This window comes from Serratia marcescens (assembly GCF_001902635.1).
In the GTDB taxonomy this organism is placed as follows: Bacteria; Pseudomonadota; Gammaproteobacteria; order Enterobacterales; family Enterobacteriaceae; genus Serratia; species Serratia marcescens_F.
This window is the reverse complement of the sequence record NZ_MJAO01000020.1, coordinates 1-13,576: the sequence shown is the minus strand read 5'-3', so window position 1 is coordinate 13,576 and position 13,576 is coordinate 1. Positions and strand designations below refer to the sequence as shown.

Sequence of the window (13,576 nt, the reverse complement as noted above, 5' to 3'; positions counted from 1 at the left end):
TATGCAACGAGGGATAGTCTGGGTCGTCGATGACGATAGCTCCATCCGCTGGGTGCTTGAGCGCGCGCTCACCGGCGCGGGCATGAGCTGCACCACCTTCGACGGCGGCAATGACGTGCTGGAAGCCTTGGCCACGCAAACCCCCGACGTGTTGCTGTCCGACATCCGCATGCCGGGTATCGACGGCCTGGCGCTGCTCAAACAAATCAAACAGCGGCACCCGATGCTGCCGGTGATCATCATGACCGCGCATTCGGATCTGGACGCCGCCGTCAGCGCCTACCAGCAAGGGGCCTTCGACTACCTGCCAAAGCCGTTCGACATCGACGAAGCGGTAGCGCTGGTCGAGCGCGCCATCAGCCACTATCAGGAGCAGCAGCAACCGGCGCGCAGCCAGCCGGCCAGCGATCCGGCGGCGGACATCATCGGCGAAGCGCCGGCAATGCAGGACGTGTTTCGCATCATCGGCCGGCTGTCGCGTTCATCGATCAGCGTGCTGATCAACGGCGAATCCGGCACCGGCAAAGAGCTGGTGGCGCATGCGCTGCACCGCCACAGCCCGCGCGCCAAGTCGCCGTTCATCGCCCTGAACATGGCCGCCATTCCCAAGGATTTGATCGAGTCCGAGCTGTTCGGCCACGAGAAAGGCGCCTTCACCGGCGCCAACCAGATCCGTCAGGGGCGCTTTGAACAGGCCGACGGCGGCACGCTGTTCCTCGACGAGATCGGCGATATGCCGCTCGACGTGCAAACGCGCCTGCTGCGGGTGCTGGCGGACGGCCAGTTCTACCGGGTCGGCGGCTATGCGCCGGTGAAGGTCGACGTGCGCATCATCGCCGCCACGCACCAGAACCTGGAGCTGCGGGTGCAGGAAGGCAAGTTCCGCGAAGATCTGTTCCACCGCCTGAACGTGATCCGCGTGCACCTGCCGCCGCTGCGCGAGCGCCGTGAAGACATCCCGCGGCTGGCGCGCCACTTCTTGCAGATCGCCGCCAAAGAACTGGGCGTAGAAGCCAAGAACCTGCATCCGGAAACCGAAACCGCGCTGACCCGCCTGCCCTGGCCGGGCAACGTGCGCCAGTTGGAGAACACCTGCCGCTGGCTGACGGTGATGGCCGCCGGGCAGGAAGTGCTGATTCAGGATCTGCCGGGCGAGCTGTTCGAAACCGCCGCGCCGGAAAACCCCAACCACAGCCTGCCGGACAGCTGGGCCACGCTGCTGGCGCAATGGGCCGATCGCGCGCTGCGTTCCGGTCATCAAAACCTGCTGTCGGAAGCGCAGCCGGAAATGGAGCGCACGCTGCTCACCACCGCCCTGCGCCACACCCAGGGGCACAAACAGGAAGCCGCACGCCTGCTGGGCTGGGGGCGCAATACCCTGACCCGCAAGCTCAAAGAGCTGGGCATGGAATAGGTGCCGGGGTGGATGATGAAAAACGCAGTCCAGCGCACAAAAAAACGCCAGCACCAGGCTTTACAGCCGGTGCGGGCGCAGTATGATCGTGTCGCACACTCTGGAGGTTGACGATGCTGGACTCATTCATCGTATTCATTTCTCAGGGCGCGGAGCTGGGCTCCGCCGCCAGCCACACCCCGCAGGCGGCGGTTGCCGCGGTGTTGTGCGCCGCGCTGATTAACTTCTTCAGTTAAAAAAACAGCCGCATCAGCGGCTGTTTTTTCATCCTCAGATCACCCGTGAGAATTGCTGGCTGCGCGCCTGTTGCCGCAGATAGCGGTCGAAACACATGCAGATATTGCGGATCAGCAAGCGCCCGCGCGGCGTGACGCGAATGCCCTGCTCGTCACGCTCCACCAGCCCATCGCGTTCAAACGGCGCCAGCAGCTGCAGGTCTTCGGCAAAGCAAGCGGTGAAATCGATGCCGTATTGCCGTTCGAGCGGCTGATACGCCAAGCGGAAATTGCAGATCAAGGTTTTGATCAGATCGCGCCGCAGGCAGTCGTCGTCCGTCAACGCCAGCCCGCGCCACAGCGCGTTGCCCTGCGCCTGTACGCTGCCATAGTAGCTCTTCAGCTCTTTCTGATTCTGCGCATAGCTGTCGCCAAGCATGCTGATGGCCGACACGCCCAGCCCCAGCACATCGCTGTCGCCCTGGGTGGTATAGCCCTGGAAATTGCGGTGCAGCTTGCCTTCGCGTTGGGCGATCGCCAGCTCGTCGTCCGGGCGCGCAAAGTGATCCATACCGATGAACTGATAGCCGGCGTCGGTCAGGAAAGCGATGCTCTGCTGCAGGATATCCAGCTTCTGCTGCGCGTCGGGCAGATCGGCGTCCTTGATTTTGCGCTGGGCGGCGAACAGATTCGGCATGTGCGCATAATTGAACACGCTGAGGCGATCGGGATTCAGTTCCGCCACCCGCTGCAGGGTGAACGCGAAGCTTTCCGGCGTCTGTTTCGGCAGGCCGTAGATTAGATCGATATTGGTCGAGCGGAAGCCCAACGCTTTGGCCCGCTCGATCAGGGCGAAGATAAACGCTTCGTCCTGCTCACGGTTAACCAGCTGCTGCACCTGCTTGTTGAAATCCTGCACCCCCATGCTCAGACGGTTAAAGCCTTCGCTGCGTAAATGATCGAGCACGTCCAACTCTATCTCGCGCGGATCGACTTCGATCGACATCTCCGCATCGGGCAGAAAATCAAAATGTTCGCGCAGCAGCGCCACCAGCCGGCTGATTTGCGCTTTGTCCAGGTAGGTAGGCGTACCGCCGCCCCAGTGCATCTGACCGATTTTGCGGCCGGCAAACAGCGGCGCGCGGCCGGCGATCTCTTGTGCCAAAACGTTCAGGTATTCGTCGGCTTTATGCGTCTGACGCGTAACCAGCTTATTGCAGCCGCAGAAGTAGCACAGCTTATGGCAGAAAGGGATATGCACGTACAGCGACAGCGGCCGCTCAGGGTAGCGCGCAGCGGCGCGTTGAAACGCCGCTTCGTCGTAGCTCTGGTTGAACTCCAGCGCCGTGGGGTATGAGGTGTAACGCGGCCCTGAATAGTTATACTTTTGGATCAGGGCCAAATCCCAGACAATCGTCTGCTCTGACATGCTCACTCCTTCCGATATCTTTTTCTACCGGGCCGGGAGATGGGCGGTTGTCTGCGCTGTCTGGCCACGGAAGCGCTGCGAAAACGCGCTTTGCGCTTAGACAGCCGCCATAGTTTACCGAATAACCACAGCAGATAACACATCAAGAGTAGGGCTATTGTCGGGATTAGCCACATAGCGCGTTAAAAAGCGTCTTTCGGGTTGCCGCCTTTCAGCAGCTTCAGAATGTCTTCCTGCTTTTCTTCTTCTTCGTCGTCTTCGTCGCCCAGTTCGATGCCCAGCACGTCCATCAGCACATCGATGCGATCCAGCGTCTTATCGACATACGTCTGCTCTTCCGCGTTCAGCGTTTCGCCGTCGTCGATGCGATCCAGCAGCGCGTTCAGGCGCTCGTCATTTTCCAGCTTCGCCAGTTCTTCTTCCGGCGACAGGCGCGGTTTCGCTTCGGCTTTTGGCTTCGGCTGCGGTTTAGCCTTCACTTTGGTTTCGTCGACCACCAGCGCAACCGGCACTTTACTGCCGATACGCGGATCTTTGGCTTCTGCCGCCGCTTTGTTTTTCTGGCTGCCGGACTCCACCTGGGTGCGCGAACCGGAAGCGTGACCGCGGCGCTTTTTCAGGCGCTTACGCTCGCGCGCTTCCTGATCGAGCTCCATACGGCTTTTCTTTTTCGTTTTTGACTTCGCCGCGCTGCCGCGAGGTGCTTTTGATGGCTGGTTCATAGCGTGTGCTCTTAGGTATGTAGATTCAGTATAGAATTGCGGCGGAATCTAGCAGAAAGCGGACAAAGAAAAAAGGCGGCAGGTTAAACCTGCCGCCTATTTCGCACCTTCTCACGAAGGGTATTCCTGTTACGCGCTCCTTGCGCACATGCAACATCCCGGTTTTTCCCTCTGCTGTAACCGCGTTCCCTGCCACTACGTCCTTCATCCTGAAAGGAAAATCATCCCTGGCGCAATCCGTTCGCCTCCGCTCTTCCCGAGCGCGCTTCCAGCGGGCATCCAAACTGCCAACACTTCAACATCCAATGTGCCTGCCGCACATTCCGGTGCGAAAGGGTCAATTCCTTTTGCGTTCATCCTGGTACTCATTGCACGCCCTGTGCATTCCCTGAGATTCGTCATCCTTCCCGGATGTTCCATAATCCCGCGCCCCCGCGTTGACGACTACTTTACGTTATTGTTACGCCGGCTCAAGGCACCTGCCGCCGATTTTGGCGACATTTCCACACAACGAAAAAACAACATGTTGTTTTTAAAATAAAAACAGAATTTTCACTTTCGAATAAAGCGACATTACCCGCGATTCGAATGGCAAATGTCTCACAACGTACGCGCAGCATAACTGCCGTTTTATCGCGGCCCGCCGCTTAAAAACGGAGAAACACGCCATTTTTACCGCTGATGCAGTTATAATCGCCAACCAGTTAGCCATCCTCACGGAGACGAAAAATTTTGACCAGCAAGAACTACAACTATCACGTGACCCATTTCGTCACCAGCGCACCCGATATTCGCCATCTGCCGGGGGATGCAGGTATTGAAGTCGCCTTTGCCGGCCGTTCCAACGCCGGTAAATCCAGCGCGCTGAATACCCTGACCAACCAGAAAAGCCTGGCGCGCACCAGTAAGACGCCGGGGCGCACCCAGCTGATCAACCTGTTCGAAGTGGAAGACGGCATTCGCCTGGTCGACCTGCCGGGCTACGGCTACGCCGAAGTGCCGGAAGAAATGAAACGCAAATGGCAACGCGCGCTGGGCGAATACCTGCAAATGCGCAACAGCCTGAAAGGCCTGGTGGTGCTGATGGATATCCGCCATCCACTGAAAGATCTCGACCAGCAGATGATCCAGTGGGCGGTCGACGTCGGTACGCCGGTGCTGGTGCTGCTGACCAAAGCCGACAAACTGGCCTCCGGCGCGCGCAAGGCGCAGCTCAATATGGTGCGTGAAGCGGTGCTGCCGTTTATGGGCGACATTCAGGTTGAAGCCTTCTCGTCGCTGAAAAAGATCGGCGTCGACAAGCTGCGCCAGAAACTGGACACCTGGTTTAACGAGATCCCGCCGGAAGTGCTGCCGGAAGACCAAGCCGGCGAATAACGCCCAGCCGAACGCCTGAGCCGATGCCTTACCGCATCGGCTTTTTTATGCCCGACGATCGGTCGCAAGCGGGATTTTCTGTTATCTAATTACAGTTCTGAAATAAAGCCATCATAAAAACTTATCGCCAGGGCGGGCTTATCTCGCCGGATTACGGCGCTGAGGGAGCGGAAGCGGAAACGAAAAGCGGAGCGGTACGATAGGAAAAACGTATGGTTTGCTGCTGTTTTTACAATAAAAAACGCCCCAGTCAATACTGACTGGGGCGGCTAAATATTCAGCCAAATCCGATTACGTGAAGTAAAAGGTCTGAAAGATAGAACATCTTACCTCTGTACCCTACGCCTGTAACTCTACATCATTTTTTCGCAGGGCAAAAGAATTTTTTGTAGTTTACTTACACAATTTGCGGCGCAATAACGGCGAAGTTGGGGAAACTATCGCCGCATCTTGTAGCTTAATTACGAAAAATGCTTAGGTTCTCGCCAGTTAGCGCATCCGGCGATAAACCTGCGATCAATGCGCTTCATCCCAGTTCATGCCGACGCCCACATCGACCTTCAGCGGCACCGCCAACGTCATGCTGCCTTCCATCAATTGGCGGATACGTTGGCTGGCTTCTTCGATCACCGACTCGTGCACCTCAAACACCAATTCATCGTGCACCTGCATGATCGCGCGCACCAGCGGCTGCTCCTGCCCTTGCAGCCAGGCGTCGACCTCGATCATCGCGCGCTTGATGATATCAGCCGCCGTGCCCTGCATCGGGGCGTTGATGGCGGCGCGCTCGGCCGCCTTGCGGCGCATGGCGTTGCTGGAGCGGACATCCGGCAGGTACAGGCGGCGCCCGTCCAGCGTGCTGACATAGCCCTGCTCGGAAGCCTGCTGGCGGGTGCGCTCCATGTAATCCAGCACGCCCGGGTAACGCTCGAAGTACAGGTCCATATAGCGCTGGGCTTCCCCACGCGGGATCCCCAACTGACGCGCCAGGCCGAAGGCGCTCATGCCGTAAATCAGACCGAAGTTAATCGCCTTGGCGCTGCGGCGCTGCTCACCGGTCACTTTATCCAACGGCACGCCGAACACTTCCGACGCCGTGGCGCGGTGAATGTCTTTCCCTTCGGCGAAGGCCTTCAGCAGCCCTTCATCCTGTGACAAATGCGCCATGATGCGCAGCTCGATCTGCGAGTAGTCGGCCGCGACGATGCGGTAGCCTTCCGGTGCGATGAAGGCCTGGCGAATGCGCCGCCCCTCGTCGTTGCGCACCGGGATGTTCTGCAGGTTCGGATCGCTCGAGGAGAGACGGCCGGTGGCAGTCACCGCCTGATGGTACGAAGTATGCACCCGGCCGCTGACCGGATTGATCATCAGCGGCAGCTTGTCGGTATAGGTGGTCTTCAGCTTCGCCAGGCCGCGGTATTCCAGAATCACCTTCGGCAGCGGGTAGTCCAGCGCCAGCTCGGCCAGCACCTCTTCATTGGTAGAAGGAGCCCCGCCCGGGGTTTTCTTCAGCACCGGCAGCTTTTGTTTTTCGTACAGGATCGCCTGCAGCTGCTTGGTCGACGCCAGGTTGAACGGCTCTTCCGCCAGCTCGTGCGCCTGCGCCTCCAGTTCCGCCAGACGCTTGGCCAGCTCCTGGGAATGGGCCGACAGAATGGCCGGATCGATCAGCACCCCAGTGCGTTCGATATGCGACAGCACCGGCAGCAGCGGCATTTCAATCTCGTTGAACACCGTCAGCAGCTCCGCGCTCTGTTTCAGCTGCGGCCACATCGCCAGGTGCAGCTGCAGCGTCACATCGGCGTCTTCGGCGGCGTAAGGCGCCGCCTGCTCCAGCGCGATCTGGTTGAACGTCAGCTGGTTTTTACCCTTGCCGGCGATCTCTTCGAAGGTGATGGTTTTGTGGCCCAGGTAACGATCGGCCAGGCTGTCCATATCATGACGGCCGCCGACGCTGTCCAGCACATAGGACTCCAGCATGGTGTCGTAGGCGATGCCGCGCATCTCGATGCCGTAGCGTGCCAGCAGGCTCATGTCGAACTTCAGGTTTTGCCCGACCTTCAGCGCCTTCTCGTCTTCCAGCAGCGGCTTCAGCGCTTCCAGCACGTAGGCGCGATCCAGCTGCGCCGGGGCATCCAGATAATCGTGCGCCACCGGCAGATACGCGGCTTCACCCGGCGCGATCGCGAAGGACAGGCCGATCAGATTGGCAGTCAGGGTATCCAGGCCGTCGGTTTCGGTATCGAAGGCGAACACTTCGGCCTTCTTCAGGCGTGCCAGCCAGTCGGTAAAGGTCGCTTCGTCCAGAATGGTGATATAACCGTCCTGCGACAGCTTGGCTTCCGCCGGCGCTTTTGGCGCTTCCGCAACGGCGGCCGGTTTGGCTGCAGCGGTGGCTTTCACGCCTGCGCCTTTCTTGCTTTCCAGCCATACGCCGGCTTCCACATCCGCCAGCCAGCGTTTGAATTCATACTGTTTGAACAGCTGTTGCAGCGTATCGACATCCGGTGCGGACACCGTCAGCTCAGCGCAGGTCAGATCCAGCTCGACGTCGGTTTTGATCGTCGCCAGCTTATAGGAGAGGTAGGCGACCTCTTTGTTCTGCTCCAGCTTGGCCGCCATCGTTTTAGCGCCGCGGAAGCTCAGCGTGGCGATGCTATCCAGATTGCCGTACAGCGCATCCAGCCCGCCAATCCCCTGCAGCAACGCCTGGGCGGTTTTCTCGCCCACGCCCGGCACGCCGGGAATGTTGTCCGATGAATCGCCCATCAGCGCCAGGAAGTCGATGATCAGCGCCGGTGGAATGCCGTACTTGTCGCACACTTCCTGCGGGCCAAGGATCGTGTTGTTCATGGTGTTGATCAGGGTGACGTTCGGCGTCACCAGCTGCGCCATGTCTTTGTCGCCGGTGCTGATCAGCACCGCATGGCCGGCCTTTTCGGCCTCCAGCGCCAGCGTACCGATTACGTCGTCCGCCTCGACGCCGGGCGTCACCAGCAGCGGCAGGCCCATCGCCTTGACCATGCTGTGCAGTGGCTCGATCTGCGCACGCAGATCGTCCGGCATCGGCGGCCGGTGCGACTTGTATTCGGCGAACAGCTCATCGCGGAAGGTCTTCCCTTTGGCATCAAACACCACGGCAACGTGGCTCGGTTGATACTGCAGCAGCAGGCTGCGCAGCATATTCAGCACGCCGTACATCGCGCCGGTCGGCTCGCCCGCCGAGTTGGTCAGCGGCGGGAAGGCGTGATAAGCGCGGTAGAGGTAGGAGGAACCGTCAACCAGGATTAGTGGGTTTTCTGCAATCTGGGCCATAGCGTTTCTTTATCGTGATCGGACATAGGGGTAAGCATGCCATAGCTGGCCGCCGGAGACGAACCTTAGCGTGCATTGCGGATGAAAATGATGTGATGGTGTGCGAGGATCCGCAAGATCTTACCTGTGGATAACTTTGTGCATAGAAAAGAGACCGAATTATAACGCTGCGATTGTCGTTATAACGGTGAATAAAATTCCTATTTAAATCACCGCGTTAAAAGAACGAATTCCGGCGACGCTTTATTACTGGCTTTTATTGAATTTGTGGATATAACTTTCGCCGGATTTTAATCGCACTATTAATCAAATTCGGCGCCTCAATTACCCTAGCACAAGCTGGGAAAGTTGCACGAAAACTCAGCAAATGGTTATCCGATGAGACGAAAAACAGTGATTTTTAGCGGCGCTTTACCCCGGCGATTTCTGTTAAAATATGTTTTTGTTCATGCGCTTCGGCATGCAACGATGTTCTCAACAACCGTCAGCCCATAACCATGCCAAGATTGTTAACGCCTGTTATCTTTATCATTTCCGTCATACTCACCATTCTGGTGACGGTCTTGTGTTCCATCCCCATCACGCTGGCCGGCATCGTGAAACTCCTGGTGCCCATTCCCGCCGTTTGGCGATATATCTCGGCTTTCGCCGATTTCATGATGTGGTGCTGGTGTCAGGGGCTGGCGCTGTTATTGCGCATTAACGGGCAATTACGTTGGGATATTGAAGGGCTGGAGGGGTTGGATCGTAAAAACTGGTATCTGCTGATCAGCAACCACGAAAGCTGGTCGGACATTGTCGTATTGTGCGTGCTGTTCAGAAATCATATTCCAATGAACAAGTACTTCCTCAAGCAACAGTTAGCTTGGGTGCCTTTTGTCGGTCTGGCCTGCTGGGCGCTGGACATGCCATTCATGAAACGTTACTCCCGCGCCTATTTGCTCAAGCATCCGGAGAAACGCGGCAAGGATATCGAAACGACGCGCCGTTCCTGCGAAAAATTCCGCCAGCGCCCAACCACCATCGTCAATTTCGTCGAAGGGTCGCGCTTCACCGAAGCCAAGAAAATTAAAAGCAATTCGCCGTATCGCAATTTGCTGGCGCCCAAAGCCGCCGGCATTGCGTTTACGCTCAGCGCGTTGGGCAATCAGTTCGACAAAGTGTTGAACGTTACCCTGCTCTATCCGAAAAATAACCAACGGCCCTTTATGGATATGCTGTGTGGGCGGCTGACGCATATCGTGGTGAGAATAGAGACGCTGCCGATCGATGAAACCCTTCACGGGGACTATTTCAACGACAAACAGTTCAAGCGGCGCTTCCAGCTGTGGCTGAATACGCTGTGGCAGGAAAAAGATCGGTTGCTGGATAAATTGAAGCGGCAATATGGGTAAAAAAAACGCCGGCAATGCCGGCGTTGTTCATTTTATGTCTGGCTTATTTCTGCTGGCTAAGGAATTTGACCACGTCAGCGAACTGCTTCACGTAAGCGTCCATTGAGCTGGTATCCAGGCCATCGTTTTTCACCATGTATTTGCCGTTCACGAATACCGCCGGCACGCCGCGCAACTGCAGATCTTCCGCGGCTTTCTCCTGTTGAACCACCAGAGATTTCACCACGAAGCTGTTCCAGGCCGCGTCATAATCAGCGGCGGTCACGCCCGCTTTCACGAAGACGTTGCGGATATCATCCGGCGTTTGCACGGTCTGGGTTTTCTGCACCGCTTCAAACATCAGCGGGCTCACCTTGTCTTCCACACCCAGCGCCATCGCCACCGCCCACGCCTGAGTCAGCTGTTTGCCCAACGGCCCCAGGAACTCTACGTGGTACTTGGTCATTTTGGTGCCGGCAGGCAGCGCCTTCTTCACGTTTTCAGACACGTGATAAACCTGCTCGAACTGGTAGCAATGCGGGCAATAGAAGGAGAAGAACTCCAGTACCTGTGGCTCGCCGGTCACTGGCTTGTCCAGGGTCACGTACTGAGCACCATCGCTAAACTGTGCAGCCGAGGCACTGAATGCCATCACCATGCCAACGAGCGCCAACCATATTTTTTTCATAAGACTAAACTCTCCATTGTGTTAAAGCTTCAATACATTGGCGTCAGCTGCAGAGGGGGCTCCTGTAACAGCTTAACCTGTTCGGTGAAGGCCGCAGTCTGAGACAACCAAAAACCAGACTCCGTCATCCACGGAAAACTCTTAGGGAAGGCCGGATCCTGCCAACGGCGGGCGACCCAGGCCAGGTAATACACCATGCGCATCGCCCGCAGCGGCTCAATTAACGCCAGCTCGCGCTGATCGAACTCAGCAAATTCGCCGTACGCCTCCAGCAAGACATCCAGCTGCATCAGTTGATCGCGACGCTCGCCGTGCAACAGCATCCACAAGTCCTGCACCGCCGGGCCATTACGTGCGTCGTCAAGATCGACGAACAGCGGGCCGTCGCGCCACAGAATATTGCCCGGATGGCAATCGCCGTGCAAACGGCGCGGCTGCCAATTCTGATGCCAGTGTGGCTTGATCGCCGCGATTAGATTATCTGTCGCCTGTAGGAAGGTATCGCGCTGCGCCGCAGGCAGTAACTCACAGGCGGCCAGCACCTGATGCGGGGCGCTGAGATACTCTTCAATCCCCATTGTCGGCCGCTCGGTAAACAAACGCTCGCCGCCGACCTGATGGATGCGCCCCAGGAAGCGGCCCACCCATTCCAGTTGATCCAAATTGTCTATCTCGTATTGCCGGCCACCCACGCTGGGGAACACGGCAAAGAAGAAGCCGCCATGCGTATGCAGCGTCGTGCCTTGCAGCGCCAACGGCGCCACCGCCGGAATCTCCGCATTCGCCAGATCCAGAGCAAACTGATGCTCCTCACCGATTTGCGCGGCGCTCCAGCGCTCTGGGCGGTAAAACTTCACCACGTAACGCCGGCGATCTTCGTCCATAAACTGATAGACGCGGTTCTCGTAGCTGTTCAGCGCCGTCAGGCCGGAATCGACGCGCAGGCCAATCCCTTCGAGTGCGTCCATAATCAGATCGGGCGACAGGGTTTGGAAATTAAAAGCTGAGTTATTCATAACGTTCATTTGATCGCTGACAGTACGGTGCCGGGAATGAGAAATAGTAGCATTAATGACGCATTTCACGAGCTATGCTTTCCCGCACCGCACGATGGTCAGTCCTTGATAACGCCGCGAGCACGCAACAGCGCCGTTTTAAAATCGTCTTCGTAGTCTTTCTTCAGGCCAGGGATCTGATCCGTGCCGGCGCTACCGCGCATTTTCAGATGGTAAATAAGAATGTCATCGCTCAGTTCGGACAACTCGCCCTGAAAGCCCGCTTCCTTCGCCAGCTTTTGCAAAAACTGTATTAAATTGAGATCGGGATCTTCCTGCCAGGCCGGGTGCAACAGCTCGATCAACTCGTTTACGCGATGCGTTTTCATCTCAATATCGTCCAATAGCATGAATAAACTCACAAAGTAGCAGGCTTACCCACACAGTGAAAGAACCTGCTTGTCAATAAAGGTAAATCCTGATGTCACGCCGGCTTTAGCGCTACAATCAGCGCATCGACAAGGCGGGATAAACGAGATGCATAATAAAATCAGCGGTGTGATTTTGGCCGGCGGACGAGCCACGCGCATGGGCGGTGAGGATAAAGGCCTGGTGTCGATTGGCGGTATCGCGCTCTATCAGCACGTACTGGCCCGGTTACGGCCGCAGGTGGCTTCCGTCGCCATCAGCGCCAATCGCAATCAGGCGCGTTACCAAGCCAGCGATCTGCCGGTAATTGGCGATCTGACACCCGATTTCGCCGGACCATTGGCCGGCATGCTGGCCGGGCTCAAACAAGCTCCCAGCGAGTGGGTGGCCTTCGTCCCTTGCGATGTTCCCGACTTTCCCGCCGACTTAGTCACACAGCTATGGCGGCAAAAAGGCGCAGCGCCGGCCGCCTTTGCCAGCGATGGGGAACGAGATCACCCTACGCTGGCATTATTGCATACCCGGCTGGCGCCGCAGCTGGCCGACTATCTGGCGCGCGGCGATCGCAAGCTGATGCTGTTCTTGCATCAGATCGGCGCACAACGTGTAGTGTTCAGCGGGCAACAAGCGGCATTTCATAACCTGAATACGCCGGAAGACTGCCTGAACTGGCAGCAAGCGCGAGAGCTAAAAAAATGAATCATTCATTGCCCCCCTTGCTGGCCATCGGTGCCTACAGCGGAACGGGGAAAACCACCCTGCTCAAACAGCTGATCCCGATGCTGAAACAGCGCCAGGTGAGGGTCGGGCTGATAAAGCATACGCATCACAATATGGATGTGGATACGCCGGGTAAAGACAGCTATGAGCTGCGCAAAGCGGGCGCCGACCAAACGCTGGTCGCCAGCGATCGCCGCTGGGCACTGATGACTGAAACGCCGGAGCAACAACCTTTGGATCTGCGCTACCTGGCGGGGCGCTTTGACGCCGATAAGGTTGATCTGATTCTGGTGGAAGGATTCAAACATGAGCCGGTCAGCAAGATCCTGCTTTATCGGGCTGAGATCGGCAGGCCGCTGGAAGAGATGTTGGATACGTTTGTCGTAGCGGTAGCCAGCGACCGGCCGTTATCCATCACGGTTAAACAGCTGGATATCAATCAACCTGAAAGCATCGCCGAGTTTATCGTCGAGTGGCTGAAAGGCGCAGCGTAGCTGCGCTTTTTTGCGTTTTACGCATAGCAAAAAGCCCTGAACGTCAGTTCAGGGCTTTCGGCTTTATTTGATGCCTGGCAGTGTCCTACTCTCGCATGGGGAGACCCCACACTACCATCGGCGCTACGGCGTTTCACTTCTGAGTTCGGCATGGGGTCAGGTGGGACCACCGCGCTATTGCCGCCAGGCAAATTCTGTTTCATTCCAACCGCTTCACTCTCGTGTCGCCATTAGAACCAATCTGTAAACAAGCTGAATATTGTCTTGGTCTCACCAAAACACCTTCGGTGTTGTAAGGTTAAGCCTCACGGATCATTAGTACTGGTTAGCTCAATGCATCGCTGCACTTACACACCCAGCCTATCAACGTCTTAGTCTTAAACGTTCCTTCAGGGGCCTTAAAGA

Annotated in this window: 12 protein-coding genes and 2 rRNA genes; 6 read left to right on the top strand and 8 right to left on the bottom strand. The window is 57.2% G+C overall.

The annotated features are described in order from the left end of the window. Position 1: 1 nt before the first annotated feature. Positions 2-1,414, top strand: coding sequence for a nitrogen regulation protein NR(I) (gene glnG, locus BHU62_RS18520; protein WP_073533412.1), 1,413 nt, complete (start codon positions 2-4; stop codon positions 1,412-1,414). A gap of 113 nt (positions 1,415-1,527) precedes the next feature. Next, a complete protein-coding gene (locus tag BHU62_RS25040) occupies positions 1,528-1,650 on the top strand; it encodes a YshB family small membrane protein (protein ID WP_015379453.1) in 123 nt (40 codons plus the stop codon). Between the two features lie 34 nt (positions 1,651-1,684). On the opposite strand, the gene hemN is transcribed toward BHU62_RS25040, so the two are convergent. After that, positions 1,685-3,058 (bottom strand): oxygen-independent coproporphyrinogen III oxidase, encoded by a 1,374-nt coding sequence (gene hemN, locus BHU62_RS18515; RefSeq protein WP_073533411.1) that lies wholly within the window; start codon positions 3,056-3,058, stop codon positions 1,685-1,687. 182 nt (positions 3,059-3,240) lie between these two features. After that, entirely contained in the window at positions 3,241-3,780 is a 540-nt protein-coding gene (gene yihI, locus BHU62_RS18505; RefSeq protein WP_073533409.1) for a Der GTPase-activating protein YihI, read from the bottom strand. A 732-nt stretch (positions 3,781-4,512) separates the two neighbouring features. On the opposite strand from yihI, the gene yihA reads away from it, so the two are divergent. Beyond that, a complete protein-coding gene (yihA, locus tag BHU62_RS18495; RefSeq protein ID WP_073533408.1) occupies positions 4,513-5,157 on the top strand; it encodes a ribosome biogenesis GTP-binding protein YihA/YsxC in 645 nt (214 codons plus the stop codon). A gap of 516 nt (positions 5,158-5,673) precedes the next feature. Here yihA and polA read toward each other — a convergent pair. Next, positions 5,674-8,472 carry a DNA polymerase I gene (gene polA / locus BHU62_RS18490; protein ID WP_073533407.1) on the bottom strand — a complete coding sequence of 933 codons (2,799 nt, stop codon included), beginning with the start codon at positions 8,470-8,472 and terminating at the stop codon, positions 5,674-5,676. A gap of 497 nt (positions 8,473-8,969) precedes the next feature. On the opposite strand from polA, the gene BHU62_RS18485 reads away from it, so the two are divergent. Continuing rightward, complete coding sequence (locus BHU62_RS18485) at positions 8,970-9,866, top strand: acyltransferase (protein ID WP_073533406.1); 897 nt, start codon at positions 8,970-8,972, stop codon at positions 9,864-9,866. Positions 9,867-9,909: 43 nt separating this feature from the next. Here BHU62_RS18485 and dsbA read toward each other — a convergent pair whose 3' ends face one another. The 3 genes from dsbA to BHU62_RS18470 form a co-directional block, all read right to left on the bottom strand. Continuing rightward, on the bottom strand, positions 9,910-10,533 hold the full coding sequence (gene dsbA, locus BHU62_RS18480; protein ID WP_004931264.1) for a thiol:disulfide interchange protein DsbA: 624 nt from the start codon (positions 10,531-10,533) through the stop codon (positions 9,910-9,912). Between the two features lie 29 nt (positions 10,534-10,562). Then, positions 10,563-11,549 (bottom strand): serine/threonine protein kinase, encoded by a 987-nt coding sequence (locus BHU62_RS18475; RefSeq protein ID WP_073533405.1) that lies wholly within the window; start codon positions 11,547-11,549, stop codon positions 10,563-10,565. A gap of 98 nt (positions 11,550-11,647) precedes the next feature. Continuing rightward, positions 11,648-11,917 (bottom strand): YihD family protein, encoded by a 270-nt coding sequence (locus tag BHU62_RS18470; RefSeq protein WP_073533495.1) that lies wholly within the window; start codon positions 11,915-11,917, stop codon positions 11,648-11,650. Between the two features lie 148 nt (positions 11,918-12,065). On the opposite strand from BHU62_RS18470, the gene mobA reads away from it, so the two are divergent. Together mobA and mobB are read left to right on the top strand one after the other, a co-directional pair. Continuing rightward, positions 12,066-12,656 (top strand): molybdenum cofactor guanylyltransferase MobA, encoded by a 591-nt coding sequence (gene mobA, locus BHU62_RS18465; RefSeq protein WP_073533403.1) that lies wholly within the window; start codon positions 12,066-12,068, stop codon positions 12,654-12,656. Next, positions 12,653-13,171, top strand: a complete 519-nt coding sequence (gene mobB / locus BHU62_RS18460; protein ID WP_073533400.1) for a molybdopterin-guanine dinucleotide biosynthesis protein MobB — start codon at positions 12,653-12,655, stop codon at positions 13,169-13,171. The genes mobA and mobB overlap by 4 nt, the downstream gene beginning before the upstream one ends. Positions 13,172-13,243: 72 nt before the next feature. On the opposite strand, the gene rrf is transcribed toward mobB, so the two are convergent. After that, a 5S ribosomal RNA gene (gene rrf / locus BHU62_RS18455) occupies positions 13,244-13,359 on the bottom strand. A 106-nt stretch (positions 13,360-13,465) separates the two neighbouring features. Beyond that, positions 13,466-13,576: ribosomal RNA gene (locus tag BHU62_RS18450) — 23S ribosomal RNA — on the bottom strand; the annotation flags it as partial.

Excerpts from the sequence above, each read along its gene's own strand:
- glnG (WP_073533412.1), top strand. The coding sequence starts at position 2 with ATGCAACGAGGGATAGTCTGGGTCGTCGATGACGATAGCTCCATCCGC.
- BHU62_RS25040 (WP_015379453.1), top strand. The coding sequence starts at position 1,528 with ATGCTGGACTCATTCATCGTATTCATTTCTCAGGGCGCGGAGCTGGGC.
- hemN (WP_073533411.1), bottom strand. The coding sequence starts at position 3,058 with ATGTCAGAGCAGACGATTGTCTGGGATTTGGCCCTGATCCAAAAGTAT.
- yihI (WP_073533409.1), bottom strand. The coding sequence starts at position 3,780 with ATGAACCAGCCATCAAAAGCACCTCGCGGCAGCGCGGCGAAGTCAAAA.
- polA (WP_073533407.1), bottom strand. The coding sequence starts at position 8,472 with ATGGCCCAGATTGCAGAAAACCCACTAATCCTGGTTGACGGTTCCTCC.
- BHU62_RS18485 (WP_073533406.1), top strand. The coding sequence starts at position 8,970 with ATGCCAAGATTGTTAACGCCTGTTATCTTTATCATTTCCGTCATACTC.
- dsbA (WP_004931264.1), bottom strand. The coding sequence starts at position 10,533 with ATGAAAAAAATATGGTTGGCGCTCGTTGGCATGGTGATGGCATTCAGT.
- BHU62_RS18475 (WP_073533405.1), bottom strand. The coding sequence starts at position 11,549 with ATGAATAACTCAGCTTTTAATTTCCAAACCCTGTCGCCCGATCTGATT.
- BHU62_RS18470 (WP_073533495.1), bottom strand. The coding sequence starts at position 11,917 with ATGAAAACGCATCGCGTAAACGAGTTGATCGAGCTGTTGCACCCGGCC.
- mobA (WP_073533403.1), top strand. The coding sequence starts at position 12,066 with ATGCATAATAAAATCAGCGGTGTGATTTTGGCCGGCGGACGAGCCACG.
- mobB (WP_073533400.1), top strand. The coding sequence starts at position 12,653 with ATGAATCATTCATTGCCCCCCTTGCTGGCCATCGGTGCCTACAGCGGA.